Below are 14,308 nucleotides of genomic sequence, written 5' to 3' on the forward strand. Positions count from 1 at the left end.
CGGGGTGCGTTCGAGCTGGAAGACAGCCCCGCCCGGCTGAGGAAGTCGCTTGGGTCAGCGCACTCGAACGGCGACCGACCAGCGTGGAAGGCGTGGTGCGTGACACGGACGCTGCCGGAGCCGATGCTCAGCTCCCCCGTGCCCGATCCCGGTCTGCGGCCCGGCTGGGCCGCAGAACCTAAGTGGGACGGGTTCCGGGCTCTGGTCTCCGTCGACGCGGGGTAGGTGGTGCTGCGGTCAAGGCGCGGCACCGAGCTGGGACGGGCGTTTCAGGAGGTGGTGGCCGACGCAGCCCAGCTGCCGGACGCGACCGCACTGGATGGCGAGCTGGTCATGTGGGAGGAGGGGCGGCTCGCTTTCGAGCGGTTGCAGGACCGGCTTGCCCGGCGTGGTGCCGGGGCGGCACGGGCGGCTACCGAGTGGCCGGTCCACTTCGTGGTCTTCGACCTGCTCCGGTTGTCCGGGACGGACACGACCCTCTGGCCCTAGCGGCGACGCCGGGCCCGTCGGGAGTCGCTGTTCGCCGCGCGAAGGTTGTCGGCCCCGTGGCGCTGTGCCCGTCGGCCACGGGCCCGGACACGGTGAGCCGCCCTGAGGCGAACGACCTGCTGGTTGTGGCGGCCAAGGAGACCGCACCGCGGGCCCGGTGGCCCGCCGCGAGCGGGGGCCGCGCCGGAGTCACGCCGGACCGATGACCTTCTTGCGCATGTGCCCATAAACCACCGACGTCCGTACGTCGGCGAGTTCCGGGCGCTTCGCCAGCTTCTCCAGGACCACTGCGTGCAGATGGTCGGTGTCCCGGACGGCGACGTGCACGAGGAAGTCGTCGTTCCCGGTGAGGACGAAGATCGAGATGACCTCGGGCATCCCCTCCAAGAAGGTCTGGAAGGCCTCGATCACAGCACGTGTCGGCGGGCGGACCCGTACGGCGATCACCGCCTGCAACCCGCGGCCGATCGCCGCGAGGTCTGCCTCCGCGTGAAATCCCGTCAGGACGCCGCTCCTGCGCAGCGACCGGATTCGCTCCAGACACGTGGACGGGGCGATACCGAGTTCCTGGGCCATGTCCCGGTTGGTGCGCCGACCGTCCTCCTGGAGCATCCGCACCAACGCCGAATCTAGTTCGTCCACGCTTGCCTCACCCCGCCGGATTCCGAAGGTAATTCGGACTCTCCGCATCACCTTCGATGATCTTGTTAACCTCCAGCCTAGTTGACCGATGTTTGTTCGGGCACAGCGCGGTGGGCGGCAGTAGGTAGCAGAGAGGGGCGACTTGCTATGGGCAAACGAGGACCCACGGTGTGGGCGGTGTGTGCGGTCATGGCGGCCGCGCTGTTCTGGAGCAGTTCGTACGCGGTGACCAAGCAAGTGCTGGAGGATGTCGGCCCGCTCAGTATCGGCGCCATCAGGTTCACCCTCGCGGCGTTACTCCTGGGCGTGATGGTACGGCTGAGCAGGCACCGCCCGGCCCGCCCGGACCCCCGGCAGCGGCGACAGCTCTACCTGAGCGGGTTCCTCGGCATCACCGTGTACTTCATCCTGGAGAACGTCGGCGTCGACCTGTCCACGGCATCCGACGCGTCGCTGATCGTGGCCACGTACCCGCTGATGACGATGCTGGTGGAGCTGGTCGTCTTCCGCACCCGGATGCCGCTGCCGCGTGTGACGGGCGTGCTGCTGGCCACCGTCGGCGCCTTCCTCGTCGTACGCAACGGGGCCGAGGTCGGCGGCAGTTCGCGCTGGCTGGGCGACATCCTGCTGCTGCTCGGCGGGCTGGCCTGGGCCGGCTACAACGTGCTCGGCAAGCGCGCGAGCGCCGGCCAGGACGCCGCGAGCGTCACCTACTACCAGACCCTGGCGGGCGCGGCCGGCTTCCTGCTCGCGTCCCTGCTGGAGGCCGACGACTGGCGGATGCCGGGCGCGACCGCCTCATCACTGCTGGTCTACCTGGCCGTGGCGTGCTCGGTCGGCGGCTTCCTGCTCTACAACTACGGCCTGCGCAGGATGGCGTCGAGCGTCGCGGTCAACATCCTCAACCTGGTACCGGTCTTCGGCGTCATCGGCGCCGTCGTGATCAACGGGGAGTCGATCCGGCTCGCCCAGGTGACGGGCGGCGTGATCATCATCGTCGGGGTGGCGCTGGGCATGATCGAGCGGGGACAGGAGGCCACGGCGAATCCGGGCACAACGGGAAGCGAGCCTTCCGGGACTGCGACCGCTCGGACTACGACAGAGGCGGGGCCCGTGCCGGACGAGCCCGAAGCGGCTGTACCGACCGCGCGTGGAGTGATCGACGGGGCTCGATAGCCGCTAGAAGCGGCCGCAACGTTGGCTTCGACCGCGTCTGTTGGCCCCACCCTCCAAGCCTGCTGAGGTTCCGTGTGGTGTCAGGCCGAGCGATCCGTTGTCATTGAGCGACGGTGAATGCCCCTTCGATGAGGACGGGAACCGCGGTGCAGGCGTCCAGTTCGGTGGCGACAGCGACGTCCTCGGCAAATCCCCCGCCGATGAGCTCCCGCCCGGATGAACTGGCGGCCACTGCGGCACTGACGTCGGGCGTCGCTTGGAAGCTGGCCGCTGCCACCGCGGCTTCCGGCGAGAGCATGCCGCAGAGCCGTTCGTCCAGTGCCGCGATGATGGCTCCCGCGCCGAGCAGGTCTTCCATGGCTGGCCGCAGACTCCCGTCGGGCCAGCGCTCGCCCGAGGCAATCACCGCGACGGGCCGGTCGGCGGTCCCGTAGCCCTGGCGGACGAGCCAGTGCCCCACGGCCGTCGCGTTGCGGAGAGCCCCGGCGACCACAGGTGACTCGCCGGCAGAGGCGGCGATGGCGGAGCCGTTGGGTGAGGGAAGGACGAGGCTGGGGGTGAAGGGGGCGCGTCGCAGTGCCGCAGGAGACAGCGACCAGGGTGATGACGCGGTGGCCATCCGGCGTCCGACTGCCAGGGCTGCGCCCTTTTGATCGGCGAAGGCGGAAGCAGTCGCATCACGCCAGCGATAGGGGAAGACTCGTGTCCCGGACTCCACCGCGACCGTCACCGAGGTAGTAAACGACAACACATCGACGACCACGATGCAGGCGGCATCCGCTGCCAGCCGATCCGCGCCCGTGGGGCCCCACTCGAATCGAATCCCGTGGCCTGTCTGCAGATACCAGTCGTCCATGACCAATGATCATGCCAGCGCAAGGCCCGGGTGTGGTCAGGAGTTTGCGGTGGCTTGCTGGCCGGCGTTGGTGTGGGCGAGGCGGTAGGAGTCGCTGCCGGTCAGCCGGAAGACACGGTTGGCGAATCAGGCAGTTGTGTCCACGGCACCCGCGGGGCAAGAGGAAGACTGTGTCGGTCCAGCACTCATCGGCGAAGGGGCAGCTTGCGCAGCCTGTTGGCCCGGTGGCCCTCGTGCGCGAGTGAGGGCGTGTTCTGGGCCGACAGGTGCCGTGGACGGTGTACCGACGAGGGCGGGAGGTTCGGGCCTTGTTCGAGGGCTTTGAGACCAAGCGGGTTCAGGTCGATGAAGCATCGGTTTTCGTTCGCTACGGCGGGGAAGGGCCGCCGGTCGTGCTGCTGCACGGCCACCCCCGGACATCTGCGACCTGGCATCGCGTCGCCCCGCTCCTTATCCGGCGCGGTTTCTCCGTGGTCTGTCCCGATCTGCGGGGGTACGGCCGTTCCAGAGGCCCGGCGCCTACCGCGGACCACTCGGGATACTCCAAGCGGGCCGTCGCCGGTGACGTGGTCACGGTGATGCGCTCCCTTGGCCATGCCCGGTTCGCACTCGCCGGACATGACCGTGGAGGCTATGTCGCGCTGCGTCTCGCGCTCGATCATCCCGACGCGGTCTCGCGGGTGGCGCTGATCGACTGTCTGCCCCTCACCGAGCACCTGTCCCGCATCACGACCGAGTTCGCCACGCAGTGGTGGCACTGGTTCTTCTTCGCCCAGCCGGACATCCCCGAGCGGGTCATCAACGCCGATCCGGACAGCTGGTACCGCGGCGATCCCCAGAACATGGGGCAGGAGAATTACGAGGAGTGGCGTTCGGCCACGAGAAACCCCGACGTGGTGCGGGCGATGCTGGAGGACTACCGGGCCGGCCTCACCATCGACCGGCGGCACGAGGAGGACGACCGCGCCGCCGGGACACGGATCCAGTGCCCGGCACTGATCCTCTGGTCGCTCCGGGACGACATCGAGGAGCTGTACGGCGACCCGTTGAAGATCTGGCGGCAGTGGGCACCGGACGTACGCGGCCACGGCATCGACTCCGGACACCACGTCGCCGAAGAGGCCCCAGAAGCGCTCGCGTCTTCCCTCGCGGGATTCTTCGCCGGGCGGCATGAGTAAGTCACTTCTGGGCTGCCTCCCGCGGAAGAACGTAGGCGAGTGCTCAGTGCACGAGCTTTACCCAGCCGGCCGCAGGGCCGCCAGATGGGAAGTGCGGGTGCAGGCCCTGGAGTGCCGGTCCCCCAGGCGTTGAGGCGGTGGAAGTTCATAGCGGTGGCGGTGAGCTGATGCTGTAGCCGCGCCTTGGCCAGGCCGCGATTGGAAGGGCTTCAGCAGGCTTTCGTCCCCGCCGGCGCCCGGCCCGACCTGCCGCGCGCGAACCGCCCGCCGCGGCACCTGATGCTCCTGTTCCAGTCGAACGTGCGGGGGAAGGCGCGCGGCTGACGAGTGCGACCCTACGGCCCTGGGTCGACAAGAAGTAGCTCCGGCCGGTCGGCACGCGGTAGTGGTGGAAGGCATCGCACGCGGTCCGCATCTCGGGTGCCTATCCCACTCTGCGCCGTCTCGCCGTGCGGCGTGTGCCAGTGGTGCACCAGCCCGTCGGCCACGTCGGCGACGTCGTCCGGATCGGCGAAGACGCGGTGGAGCGGAGCGATGGGGGCTTCGAGGAGCACGTCGGTGATGCTGGAGCTGAGCTTGGCGTAGGCCCAGCCGGTCTCCTCATCCCCGGCCGAAGGCCCGGCGGTCAGCCCCGCGGGTGCCATGCGCATGGAGATCCGCCGGCCGCCAATGCCGCACCTCTTGGAGCGGCACCCGGCCACCTCGATGATCCACCGCTCCCCGCTTGCACTTCCCCCCGCAACTCTTGCTCTCACTACCGAAGACCACTTGCCAACCTCCCGCCCTCACATTTAGTATTACGATCATAATCTAATGGCTCTGGAGGTCACAATGACTACAACAACCCGACCGGTGGCACTCGTGACAGGCGCGTCCACCGGTATCGGAAAGGCGGCAGCCCTCGCGCTCGCCGCAGCGGGTTTCGAGACGGTGGGAACGAGCCGGAAGACGTCGGGAGCCGACCGTCGCGACGGCGTGACGTTCCTCGCCCTCGACGTGGGCAGCGAAGATTCGGTCGCTGCCGCGGTCGAGCAGGTGATCGAGCGGTTCGGGCGGATCGACGTCCTGGTCAACAACGCGGGCATCGGCTCCTCGGGCGCCGCCGAGGAGAACTCTGTCGCACAGGCCCAGCGCCTCTTCGACATCAATGTTTTCGGTGTGATGCGCATGACGAAGGCCGTTCTCCCGCACATGCGCGCTCAGGGAAGCGGGCGCATCATCAACATCTCGTCCGTCCTCGGGTTCCTCCCCGCGCCCTACATGGCCACCTACTCGGCGTCCAAGCACGCGCTCGAGGGGTACACCGAGTCCCTGGACCACGAGATCCGCGAACACGGGGTCCGGGCCCTTATCGTCCAGCCGGGCGGTACCAAATCCTCGTTCGAGGCGAACACCGTCGAGCCCGACATGCCCATGCAAATCTACGCGGAGCAGCGGCGCATCGCCGACCAGCTGGCGTTGGCGGTCAACGAGGACGGCGACGACCCCGCCACCGTCGCGAAGGTGATCGTCGCGGCCGCCACCGACTCCAAGCCGAAGGTGCGGTACGCCGCCGGCCGGAGCGCCCGGCTCCTCAACGCGGCGCACCGTATCCTTCCCGCCGCGGTCTTCGACGGACAGGTCCGCAAGACCAACAAGCTCGCCGGCTGAGAATTGCAGACTGTGAACAGCTCCGGGATCGGTGGAGGCTCTGTGCGCCGCCGGTTGGGGCTCCAGCGCATCCAGGGCCCTGCTCTCCGTGGACGCGGGCCGGGTGGTGCTGCGCTCCAGGCGCGGCACCGACATGCTTCCGGCGTTTCCGGAGATTGACACCAGGGCCGTGCCGCTGCCGGACGCGACCGCGCTGGACGGCGTTATGTGACCTGTACGGGTGTCTCAGACCCAAGATGTCTCAGGCGGCGCACCCTCCGTAGACGACACGCGTTCGCTGCCGATGGTTCGGGGAGCCGAAGAAGGAAACAGGCCGCGCTGCCGTCGGCGCGGCACAGATGACGTGCGCGAATGAAACGGATTCAGCTGGCCGCTGCTGCGGTCGTCGGCTCAGCGGTGGGTGACGCCCTGGGCGGCCCCTTCGAGTTCGGTCCCCAGGAAGCATTCCCGCGCGGTTTCCCGCACCTGGTGCCGGTGGCGAGATGGGCGGCATCAGCACCGAAGGACATCGGCCTGCAGACGGAAACGTCCTGCCCAACGGCATGCCCTGGAGCCCGTCGCCACGGACCGCGGTCGCCGGGGGTGAGGCGAGGCCGTCCGCGCTGGTAGGTCGTCGGCGGGGGATGCGTGAGGCGTCCCCCGCCGACGACACAGTGAGGAGCGGTCAGTCGGTGGCCGGGGCGAGGATCATGTCAACGGAACGCTTTGCGATCTTCCAGCGCCCGCGCTCAGCGCGATAGTGGTCGGTCAGTTCCACGATGTGTCCGGCGGTCGCGGCCGGGTAGAGGGCGGGGCCTTCACCAGCGGGGGTCGGTCCGCTGTAGGCCATCAGGGTGATGGCCCCCTGTGCGGTGGTGTCGGTGATGGTGTGGAAGTGCTGGCCGGCCACCAGGTGGCGGATGGTCTGCTCGGGGCCGGAGCGGGCGTTGAGGACGCCCAGGATCTCGGCGTGACCGCGCAGCGTGCGGCCGTGCACCTCGTACCGGGCGTCGGGGGCGAACAGATCGAGTACCGCGTCGTACTCGCGGCGGTCGTAGTGGTGGAAGAAGGCTGTGTTGAGCCGGGTCAGCGCCCAGGCCGCGGCGTCCTCGAGAGTCATGCCGGCCTCTTCTTCACGGTGGCGGTCTGCGATGTTCGGTCCGACGAAGTCGACGGGGATCACGGGGTCCCCGGTGAAGTAGACCTCACCCCGCCAGGGTCGGATCAGGTCCGGGTGGTGGACCTCGTAGTGGATGTGCGCCGGGCGGTAGCTGCTGCGCCCGATGGCCGCGGCCGCCTCGGCAACTCCCTCGACCGCTGCGGTGACGGGGTCGATGTAGGCGACGGGGCTGATGGTGGTGAAGGCGTAGCGTCCGTCAGCGTCGGTGAACAGGTGACCGCGCAGGTTGCTCTTGGGGACGCCATCGTCGTACAGGCCAGAGTAGTTGCCGTTGTCGGCCGCGTGGTAGATCTCCAGCTTGGCGCCGGCGAGCGGCTGGCCGTGGCCGTCCAGGATGCGGCCGGAGGCGATCAGCGGGGTGCCGGGTTCGTCCTCGCGCATCGGCAGGATGCCGGGGTTGTCCATGCGTTGGGAGCCGGGGAAGTAGGTGGGGCTCTCGACGTCGTCGCTGGGGGTGTAACCGTCCTGTCCGCCCTGGAAGAGCTCGCTGTACAGCGGCATGGCGACCAGCGCGAGGGGTGCGCCGGTGGCCGTCTGAACGCGCTGGAGCAGGTCGGCAGCGGCCTTGAGGTCGTCGAAGGTCAGCCCTTCCTCGTCGCGCAGGCGCATGAGGGCTTGTTTGCCGGGGCCGGCACCGACGATGGCGAGAGCAGGCATGATCGATCTCTTCTCTTGCGTACAGGTACGGGGTGTCAGGAGGTGGCGACGGCGAGCTTGCCGAGCGCCCCGGCGCCGAAGGCGGCGAACGCTTCGGGGGCCTGAGCCAGCGGGTAGGTCGCGGTGACCGGTACGCGCAGCGCGCCGGAGGCGGCCCGGCCAGCGCGTCCAGAGTGCGGGCGGCCGGGTCGGCCATGATCGAGTGGACGGTGACGTCCTTGCCCGCGACGGCGTCCTTCGACAGGCCGAGGGTGGAGGCGATCCGCCCGCCCGGCCGCAGCATGCCCGCCAGCGCCGCGCCGTCCCCGGCCAGGTGCACAACCGCATCCACACCCTCAGGGGCGAGCGCGCGGACCTGCGCGGCGAGGTCGCCGGTGAAGTCCACGACCTGGACGTCGGCATCGGTCAGGCCGGTGACGAAGTCGGCTTCCGCACCGGGGCGGGCGGTGGCGATCACCCGGGCGCCCCGGGCCACGGCCAGCTGTACGTCCAACGCGCCGACCCCGCCGGTGGCGCCGGAGACCAGCACCGTCTCGCCGCCGGCCACATCCAGGGCGACCAGGCTGTCGAAGGCCGCGGTCCCGGCAAGACCCAGCGCGCCGGCGTCCTGCACGCCCAGGCCCTCGGGAATCCGGGCGAGACCGCGGGCAGCCGACACGGTCACGTACTCGGCCAGCGACCCGCTGCCCAGGAACGGCTTCATGACCACCCCGAAGACCGCGTCCCCGACGGCGAAGCCCTCCACGCCCTCACCGAGCGCCTCCACGGTGCCCGCGAAGTCCTTGCCGACCACCAGCGGGTACCGGTGCTCCATCATCCCCTGCAGCCAGCCGGCCGCCGTCGCGGCGTCGAAGCCGTTCACTGACGAAGCGGCCACCTTCACCAGCACCTCGCCCGCCTCCAGGTGAGGAGCAGCGACCTCGGCGACGGCCGGGGCGGAGGGGATCTCATTCAGTACGACAGCACGCATCACATACACCCACCAGGAAATTGGAACGGCCTTCCCGCTTCGCTCCGCCCAGCGTACAACACAAGTGGACCGCCTGTTCCACTTCGATAGATCGACCCTCATGACTGACACCGCAGCACCTGACCAAACCCCGGACGAGCAACCCGGAACGGGGCTGCGCTCCGACGCCGAGCGCAATCGCGACCGCGTCCTGGCCGTCACCCGCCACCGAAGGGCCCGGCGTCTCCATGGCCGCCGTCGCCCGCCAAGCAGGCGTCGGCAAGGCCACCCTCTCCCGCCGCTTCGCCACCCGCGACGACCTGATCAACGCCGTCTTCGCCGACCGCATGGACGCCTACGCCACGGCCGCCACGCAGGCACTCGCCGACCCTGACCCTTGGCACGGCTTCACCGGCTGCATCCACGCCGTGTGCGCCATGCAGGCCGCCGACCGTGGTTTCGCCGACGTGCTGACCATGACCTTCCCCGCCGCCAAGACCCTGGAAGCCCGGCGCACCGAGGCGCACAAGGGCTTCCTCGGCCTCATCGACCGTGCGAAGGCCACTGGTCACCTGCGCGAGGACTTCACCAGCCAGGACCTCGTCGTCCTGCTCATGGCCAGCGCGGGCGTGATCAACGCCGCCGGTGACGCCGCCCCCGACACCTGGCAGCGCCTCGTCGCCCACATGCCCCGCTCCTACGCCGTCCCCGACACCCCGCTCCCCCGCTGCCCGACGCACCTCCGCCCATCGCCCTGTACAGGGCGATGGTCCGCCTCAGCCGACCCCGCACGTCCTGACCTCCGGCCGCACGCGCCGTGAACGCGGCGAAGACTCTGAAGGCACGACGCCCACCCCAGCGATAGTGCCGCGACGGAGCACGTCGCGGCACGATCGGGTTCGAGGGGCGAACGGCCGGGTGGCCGGGTGGCCGGTAGGCGTCATCGGCTGAAGACGACCTCGGCCTGGCCGCGGCGGGTGGTGTGCAACTCCCAGTGGACGGGGGAGATCTCCTCGGGCTTTGCCGCGGGGAACCCGGGGCCGTCCGACATGCCGATCGACACGCCGATGCCGACGTGTGCGGCCTGAACGCCGGTGCCGTCCAGTTCCTTATGAAGGTTGATCACCCAGTTGCGCAGGGCTGCGGCGGCGTTGACGTGCCGACCGGCAGCACGGGGTCGATGGAGCCTGCGCCGGTGGTGAACAGCAGGGTGCCTCGCGGGCAGCTCACGGGGCTCCCGCTTGGTCCAGCAGCCGTCACGAGTTGACCGGATGCTGCCTCCGTTTTACTCTGGAACTCATACGGAGTCAGCCTCCGTTTTTTGTGGCCGGCGGAACGTAGGAGACAGGCGGGCGTATGGGCGATAAGGGACAGCAGGGGCGTAAGCCCCGTGCGGACGTCCAGCGCAATCGTGCGGCTCTCCTGGAAGCGGCGCAGCGGCACTTCCTGAAGGAGGGCGTCGGCGCCTCGCCGGAGGCGGTGGCCAAGGAGGCGGGTGTCGGGCCCGCCACGCTGTACCGGCGCACTTCCCCACCCGGGAGGCACTGCCGGCGGCCGTGCTGCAGAGGCGCTCCGAGGAGCTGGTCGCCGCCGGGCGGAGATCGCGCGGCTCGGCGATGCCTCCGAGGCACTGCGGCAGTGGCCGCGGGCGATGGAGGAGTACTTCAGCGCCTTCAGCGGGCTGCCGGAACCGCTCATGGCCGCAGCCAGGGCGCGAGAGCCGGACAACCCGCTCACCCTTCCCTGCGATGACCTCATCGCCACCACCGACGAGTGCCTGCGGGCCGCACAACGTGCGGGCCACGCACGGCAGTCCGTGAAGGGGTACGACCTGTTGCTCGCGGCTGTCTCTGTTGCCTGGATCAGCGGCACCGGCGCCACTGACGAAGAACCACTCGGCCGTCTGCACGCTCTCATCGAGAGCGGTTACCGAGAACAGGACGACGAGGAGTAGGCCACCGGCCGCTCTCCTTACAGCCGGACGCCAGCGCTGTCGGTCATTCCCGCGGTGTCGCATGCCCGCGCGCAGTTATCCATCACACCTTGGCCACCCCTTCAAGGGGGTGGCGCAACCTCGAGAGGGACGAATCATGCTAATTGGCGTTATCGGCACGGGGCCGATCGGAACGACGCTGGCGCGCAGGCTCAGCGCCGGAGGACACGACGTTGCGGTGGCCAACTCCCGGGGACCCGAGACGATCGATGCCGAGGCCCTGGAATTCGGGGCGCACGCGGTGACCGCGGCCGACGCCGTCCAGGGCAAGGACGTCATCGTTCTGTCCATCCCGTTCGGGCGGATCCCGGCGGTGGCGCCGCTGTTCGCCTCCGTACCCGGCCAGACCGTAGTCATCGACACCTCCAACTACATGCCCCACCGGGACGGCGCCATCGAAGCGGTGGACAACGGCCAGGTGGAAAGCCTGTGGGTAACCGAGCAGCTGGGGCGGCCCGTGGTCAAGGCGTGGAACGCCGTGCTGTCACAAACGCTCCAGGCCAAGGACGCTCCGGCGGGCACCCCCGGCCGCATCGCGCTGCCGGTCGCGGCCGATTCCGAGGAGGCGCGGCGTGTGGGCATGCGCCTGGTGGACGAAACAGGCTTCGACCCCTTCGACGCCGGCACTCTGGCCGACTCCTGGCGCCAGCAGCCGATGACGCCCGCCTACTGCACCGAACTGGGCCTGCAAGACCTGGAGAATGCCCTTCACTCGGCCGACCGGGACGAGGCCCCGCGCAACCGGGACCGCATGACGGAGCGCTACTTCGAGTACACCTCCACGCCCACGCGGGAGCAGCTCGTCGAGCTCAACCGCTCCCTCCACCGCTGACATACCGTGCGCTGCCACCGCGTCCAACCCCGTGAGACGCAACCGTGGTCTCCGCCAGCGCCGCCCGTGTGAGTGGAATGTTCACACCGGCTGGACCTTCCTGCGTTTGTCGTCGGAATGCTCGCCGGGGCCCCGCAGGGCACCTGGTGTGGTCCCTCACCAGGTACGACCTGTTTGCTGCGCACCGCTGCATCCGGTCGTGACCGGGTGGTGTGGCGTTGGATCTGTAGCCCTCACGGCGCCCCTTCGCCCTGGTCACCGTCGTCGACGTCACCGGCAGCGCACCCCTGCCGGTCGGTACGTCGGTCACGGTGGACGCCGACGGCAACGCGGTCGGCAGCATCTCCGGCGGCTGCGTCGAGGGCGCTGTCTACGGACTGTGCCGACAGGTGCTTAACGATCGGGGCGCCCCGCAGCGGGCCTGGTTCGGGTACTCCGACGACGACGCCTTCGCCGTAGGACTGACCTGCGGCGGTGAACTCGACGTCCTCGTGCAACGCATCGAACCTGCGGTCAATTCGCACGTCGCCTCCGCCCTCGCCGACATCGTGGACGGCCGGCCCGCTGCCGTGGCCCAGGGCGCGGCCGGCCCCGACCTCATCGGCTCCGCCCTGAGCGCCCTCGCCGACGGCGGCGTCACCTACGGCAGCCTGGACGGCGGTCCGACGGGCAAGCTGGTGGCCGCGGAGGCGCGGGCCCGGATGCGGGCCGGACGTACGAGCCGTGTCACGGTCGGTGGGAACGGGGACGGCTGCCCCGAACCGCTGACCGTCCTCGTCCACGTCCACGCGTCCCGCCCCCGCATGCTGATCTTCGGTGCCGTCGACTTCGCCGCCGCACTCATCCAGGCCGGCCACTTCCTCGGCTACCGGGTCACCGTGTGCGATGCCCGCCCCGTCTTCGCACCACGACGCCAAGTTCGACAACCCGCTGCTGCAACTCGCCCTCGACTTGCCGGTGGGCCATGTCGGCGCCATGGGTTCCAGGCGCACCCACGACGAACGCCTCCGCCTGCTGAGCACCCCTGTCCCGGGCCACCGGACCGATCCACCGGCCGCTTCCCTCAATGAAGTCCGACCACGGCCGCCTGCGGGAAGAAGCGGCGGATCCCGGCCGACGGCCGACAGGGCGCTACGGGAACGTACGGCCTGTGGAGGCGGCGATTTCATAGGCGCAGCGGTAGGGCACGGCCCAGGACGCAGGCGGTGCCGCTGGTCTGTGGCCCCTCCAACACCTGCGGCAGCCAGCGCGCCGCCTGCCAACGTCTTGTCCAGGACAAGTGAGTTCGTCATCGGTGAAGCGGCAGCTGTTGAAGATAAATATCACTCGCCGATCCACCACAAGGCAGGGAGGAAATCCTCCCCCTCACAGAACGCCTGTGCGGTGCGATGCTCTACGGCGTACTCACCCCGCAGCGGTCGCACTTCGCCCTGAAAAGAGAATGCCACCGAATGCCACCCACGACCGACGGCCGCCCCCACAAACTGCCCTTCGTCGTCCTGGTGCTGTCCGCCGGAACATTCCTCATGGGCACCACCGAATTCGTCATCGCGGGCCTGCTGCCCGAGATCGCCGACGATCTGAATGTCAGCGTGTCTCACGCGGGCCTGCTGATCACGGCGTTTGCGGCAGGCATGATCGTCGGCGCGCCGGCGATGGCTATCGCGACGCTGCGCCTGCCCCGGCGCTCCACGCTGATCCTCGCGCTCGTCGTCTTCGCTCTGGGCCACCTGGTCGCCGCGCTCAGCTCGTCCTTCGCGCTCGTCCTGGTGGCCCGCCTGGTGACCGCACTGGCCACAGGTACCTTCTGGTGTGTCGGCGCACTCGTGGCCACGACCGCGGCAGGCCCGGCAGCGACGTCACGGGCCCTGGGCATGCTCCTGGGGGGTCTGACCGTGGCCAACGTGGCCGGCGTGCCTCTGGGCGCGTGGCTCGGGCAGCTGTCGGGCTGGCGCGGGCCGTTCTGGGTGCTGGCCGCGCTGTCGGCAGGCGCGGCGGCGGTCATCGGCCGGTACGTCCCTGCCGACGAGAGGCGCGAAGCGCCTTCAGTCCGGGCCGAGTTCGCCGCACTGCGGGATGTCCGGGTCTGGCTGACGCTGAGTTCCATGACGCTGCTGATGGGCGGTGTCCTGGCGACGTACACCTACATCTCGCCCCTGCTCACCGAGCGTGCCGGCCTCCCCAATGGAGCCGTGCCCATGGTTCTGACCGGATATGGCCTGGGCGCCCTGCTGGGCACCACGGTCGGCGGGCGCCTGGGCGACCGTCGCCCCCTTGCCACGCTCATCACCTCAGCTGCCACGACCACGCTGGTGCTGGTGTTGTTGACCTTGCTCTCCCCGAGTCCCGTGGCGGCCGTCGTCCTGGTGATGCTCATGGGGATGACCGGCTTCGCCGCGACACCGGTGCTCGGCGCACTGGCCCTGCGCTTCTCCAGTTCCGCGCCCACCCTTGTCTCCGGCCTCAGCGGCTCGGCGCCCAACGTGGGCATCGCCACCGGTTCCTGGACGGCGGGCATCGCCCTGACCTCACCGCTGGGGCAGGCAGGGCCCCCGCTGGTCGGCACGATGGCGGCCGCCCTCACCCTCGTACCGCTGACCGCACTCGCGTTGATGCGAGCCACCCGCTCCGATACGCCCCCGCCTCAGCCAGGAACAGCCTCAGACCAGGCGATCGGGTGCGGCACTCAGGACATCGACATCGGCTGACGCGGCGCTCGTCCCACGC

At 69.6% G+C, this 14,308-nt stretch carries 13 protein-coding genes and 2 pseudogenes; 9 read left to right on the forward strand and 6 right to left on the reverse strand.

The annotated features are described in order from the left end of the window. Window positions 1-279 precede the first annotated feature (279 nt). Window positions 280-489, forward strand: coding sequence for an ATP-dependent DNA ligase (locus tag CP976_RS43410; RefSeq protein WP_229876480.1), 210 nt, complete (start codon window positions 280-282; stop codon window positions 487-489). A 189-nt stretch (window positions 490-678) separates the two neighbouring features. Here CP976_RS43410 and CP976_RS00340 read toward each other — a convergent pair whose 3' ends face one another. Then, the gene (locus tag CP976_RS00340) at window positions 679-1,131 is read right to left on the reverse strand and encodes an Lrp/AsnC family transcriptional regulator (RefSeq protein WP_150478461.1); all 453 of its coding nucleotides are present in this window, start codon (window positions 1,129-1,131) and stop codon (window positions 679-681) included. Window positions 1,132-1,278: 147 nt separating this feature from the next. On the opposite strand from CP976_RS00340, the gene CP976_RS00345 reads away from it, so the two are divergent. Next, a complete protein-coding gene (locus tag CP976_RS00345) occupies window positions 1,279-2,307 on the forward strand; it encodes a DMT family transporter (RefSeq protein ID WP_150478462.1) in 1,029 nt (342 codons plus the stop codon). Window positions 2,308-2,407: 100 nt separating this feature from the next. On the opposite strand, the gene CP976_RS00350 is transcribed toward CP976_RS00345, so the two are convergent. Beyond that, window positions 2,408-3,163, reverse strand: coding sequence for a 2-phosphosulfolactate phosphatase (locus CP976_RS00350; RefSeq protein ID WP_150478463.1), 756 nt, complete (start codon window positions 3,161-3,163; stop codon window positions 2,408-2,410). A gap of 308 nt (window positions 3,164-3,471) precedes the next feature. Here CP976_RS00350 and CP976_RS00355 point away from each other — a divergent pair, with 308 nt between their 5' ends. After that, a complete protein-coding gene (locus tag CP976_RS00355; protein WP_150478464.1) occupies window positions 3,472-4,341 on the forward strand; it encodes an alpha/beta fold hydrolase in 870 nt (289 codons plus the stop codon). Window positions 4,342-4,676: 335 nt separating this feature from the next. Here CP976_RS00355 and CP976_RS00360 read toward each other — a convergent pair whose 3' ends face one another. Next, window positions 4,677-4,991, reverse strand: coding sequence for a hypothetical protein (locus CP976_RS00360; RefSeq protein WP_150478465.1), 315 nt, complete (start codon window positions 4,989-4,991; stop codon window positions 4,677-4,679). A gap of 181 nt (window positions 4,992-5,172) precedes the next feature. Between CP976_RS00360 and CP976_RS00365 the strand changes: the two genes are divergently transcribed. Beyond that, window positions 5,173-5,991, forward strand: a complete 819-nt coding sequence (locus CP976_RS00365) for an oxidoreductase (protein ID WP_150478466.1) — start codon at window positions 5,173-5,175, stop codon at window positions 5,989-5,991. Window positions 5,992-6,655: 664 nt separating this feature from the next. On the opposite strand, the gene CP976_RS00375 is transcribed toward CP976_RS00365, so the two are convergent. Continuing rightward, complete coding sequence (locus CP976_RS00375) at window positions 6,656-7,807, reverse strand: dioxygenase family protein (RefSeq protein WP_150478467.1); 1,152 nt, start codon at window positions 7,805-7,807, stop codon at window positions 6,656-6,658. 685 nt (window positions 7,808-8,492) lie between these two features. Further along, window positions 8,493-8,879 (reverse strand): annotated as a pseudogene (locus CP976_RS44590) (alcohol dehydrogenase catalytic domain-containing protein); the annotation flags it as partial. Window positions 8,880-9,004: 125 nt separating this feature from the next. Here CP976_RS44590 and CP976_RS00385 point away from each other — a divergent pair. Then, on the forward strand, window positions 9,005-9,577 hold the full coding sequence (locus CP976_RS00385; RefSeq protein WP_229876482.1) for a TetR/AcrR family transcriptional regulator: 573 nt from the start codon (window positions 9,005-9,007) through the stop codon (window positions 9,575-9,577). A 119-nt stretch (window positions 9,578-9,696) separates the two neighbouring features. Here the strand turns inward: CP976_RS00385 and CP976_RS00390 are convergent, their stop codons facing one another. After that, window positions 9,697-9,882 (reverse strand): hypothetical protein, encoded by a 186-nt coding sequence (locus tag CP976_RS00390; RefSeq protein WP_229876484.1) that lies wholly within the window; start codon window positions 9,880-9,882, stop codon window positions 9,697-9,699. Between the two features lie 525 nt (window positions 9,883-10,407). Between CP976_RS00390 and CP976_RS43420 the strand changes: the two genes are divergently transcribed. The 4 genes and pseudogenes from CP976_RS43420 to CP976_RS00410 all read left to right on the forward strand — a co-directional run bounded on the left by CP976_RS43420 (window position 10,408) and on the right by CP976_RS00410 (window position 14,289). After that, window positions 10,408-10,710 (forward strand): SbtR family transcriptional regulator, encoded by a 303-nt coding sequence (locus CP976_RS43420; RefSeq protein ID WP_229876512.1) that lies wholly within the window; start codon window positions 10,408-10,410, stop codon window positions 10,708-10,710. 136 nt (window positions 10,711-10,846) lie between these two features. Continuing rightward, window positions 10,847-11,581, forward strand: a complete 735-nt coding sequence (locus CP976_RS00400; protein WP_150478468.1) for an NADPH-dependent F420 reductase — start codon at window positions 10,847-10,849, stop codon at window positions 11,579-11,581. A gap of 251 nt (window positions 11,582-11,832) precedes the next feature. Next, window positions 11,833-12,598: pseudogene (locus tag CP976_RS43425) on the forward strand (XdhC family protein); the annotation flags it as partial. A 434-nt stretch (window positions 12,599-13,032) separates the two neighbouring features. Then, on the forward strand, window positions 13,033-14,289 hold the full coding sequence (locus tag CP976_RS00410) for an MFS transporter (protein WP_150478469.1): 1,257 nt from the start codon (window positions 13,033-13,035) through the stop codon (window positions 14,287-14,289). Window positions 14,290-14,308 lie beyond the last annotated feature (19 nt).

Origin of the sequence: Streptomyces coeruleorubidus, assembly GCF_008705135.1 — a bacterium.
Taxonomy (GTDB): domain Bacteria; phylum Actinomycetota; class Actinomycetes; order Streptomycetales; family Streptomycetaceae; genus Streptomyces; species Streptomyces coeruleofuscus.

Excerpts from the sequence above, each read along its gene's own strand:
- CP976_RS00345 (WP_150478462.1), top strand. The coding sequence starts at position 1,279 with ATGGGCAAACGAGGACCCACGGTGTGGGCGGTGTGTGCGGTCATGGCG.
- CP976_RS00350 (WP_150478463.1), bottom strand. The coding sequence starts at position 3,163 with ATGGACGACTGGTATCTGCAGACAGGCCACGGGATTCGATTCGAGTGG.
- CP976_RS00360 (WP_150478465.1), bottom strand. The coding sequence starts at position 4,991 with ATGCGCATGGCACCCGCGGGGCTGACCGCCGGGCCTTCGGCCGGGGAT.
- CP976_RS00365 (WP_150478466.1), top strand. The coding sequence starts at position 5,173 with ATGACTACAACAACCCGACCGGTGGCACTCGTGACAGGCGCGTCCACC.
- CP976_RS00375 (WP_150478467.1), bottom strand. The coding sequence starts at position 7,807 with ATGCCTGCTCTCGCCATCGTCGGTGCCGGCCCCGGCAAACAAGCCCTC.
- CP976_RS00385 (WP_229876482.1), top strand. The coding sequence starts at position 9,005 with ATGGCCGCCGTCGCCCGCCAAGCAGGCGTCGGCAAGGCCACCCTCTCC.
- CP976_RS43420 (WP_229876512.1), top strand. The coding sequence starts at position 10,408 with ATGGAGGAGTACTTCAGCGCCTTCAGCGGGCTGCCGGAACCGCTCATG.
- CP976_RS00400 (WP_150478468.1), top strand. The coding sequence starts at position 10,847 with ATGCTAATTGGCGTTATCGGCACGGGGCCGATCGGAACGACGCTGGCG.
- CP976_RS00410 (WP_150478469.1), top strand. The coding sequence starts at position 13,033 with ATGCCACCCACGACCGACGGCCGCCCCCACAAACTGCCCTTCGTCGTC.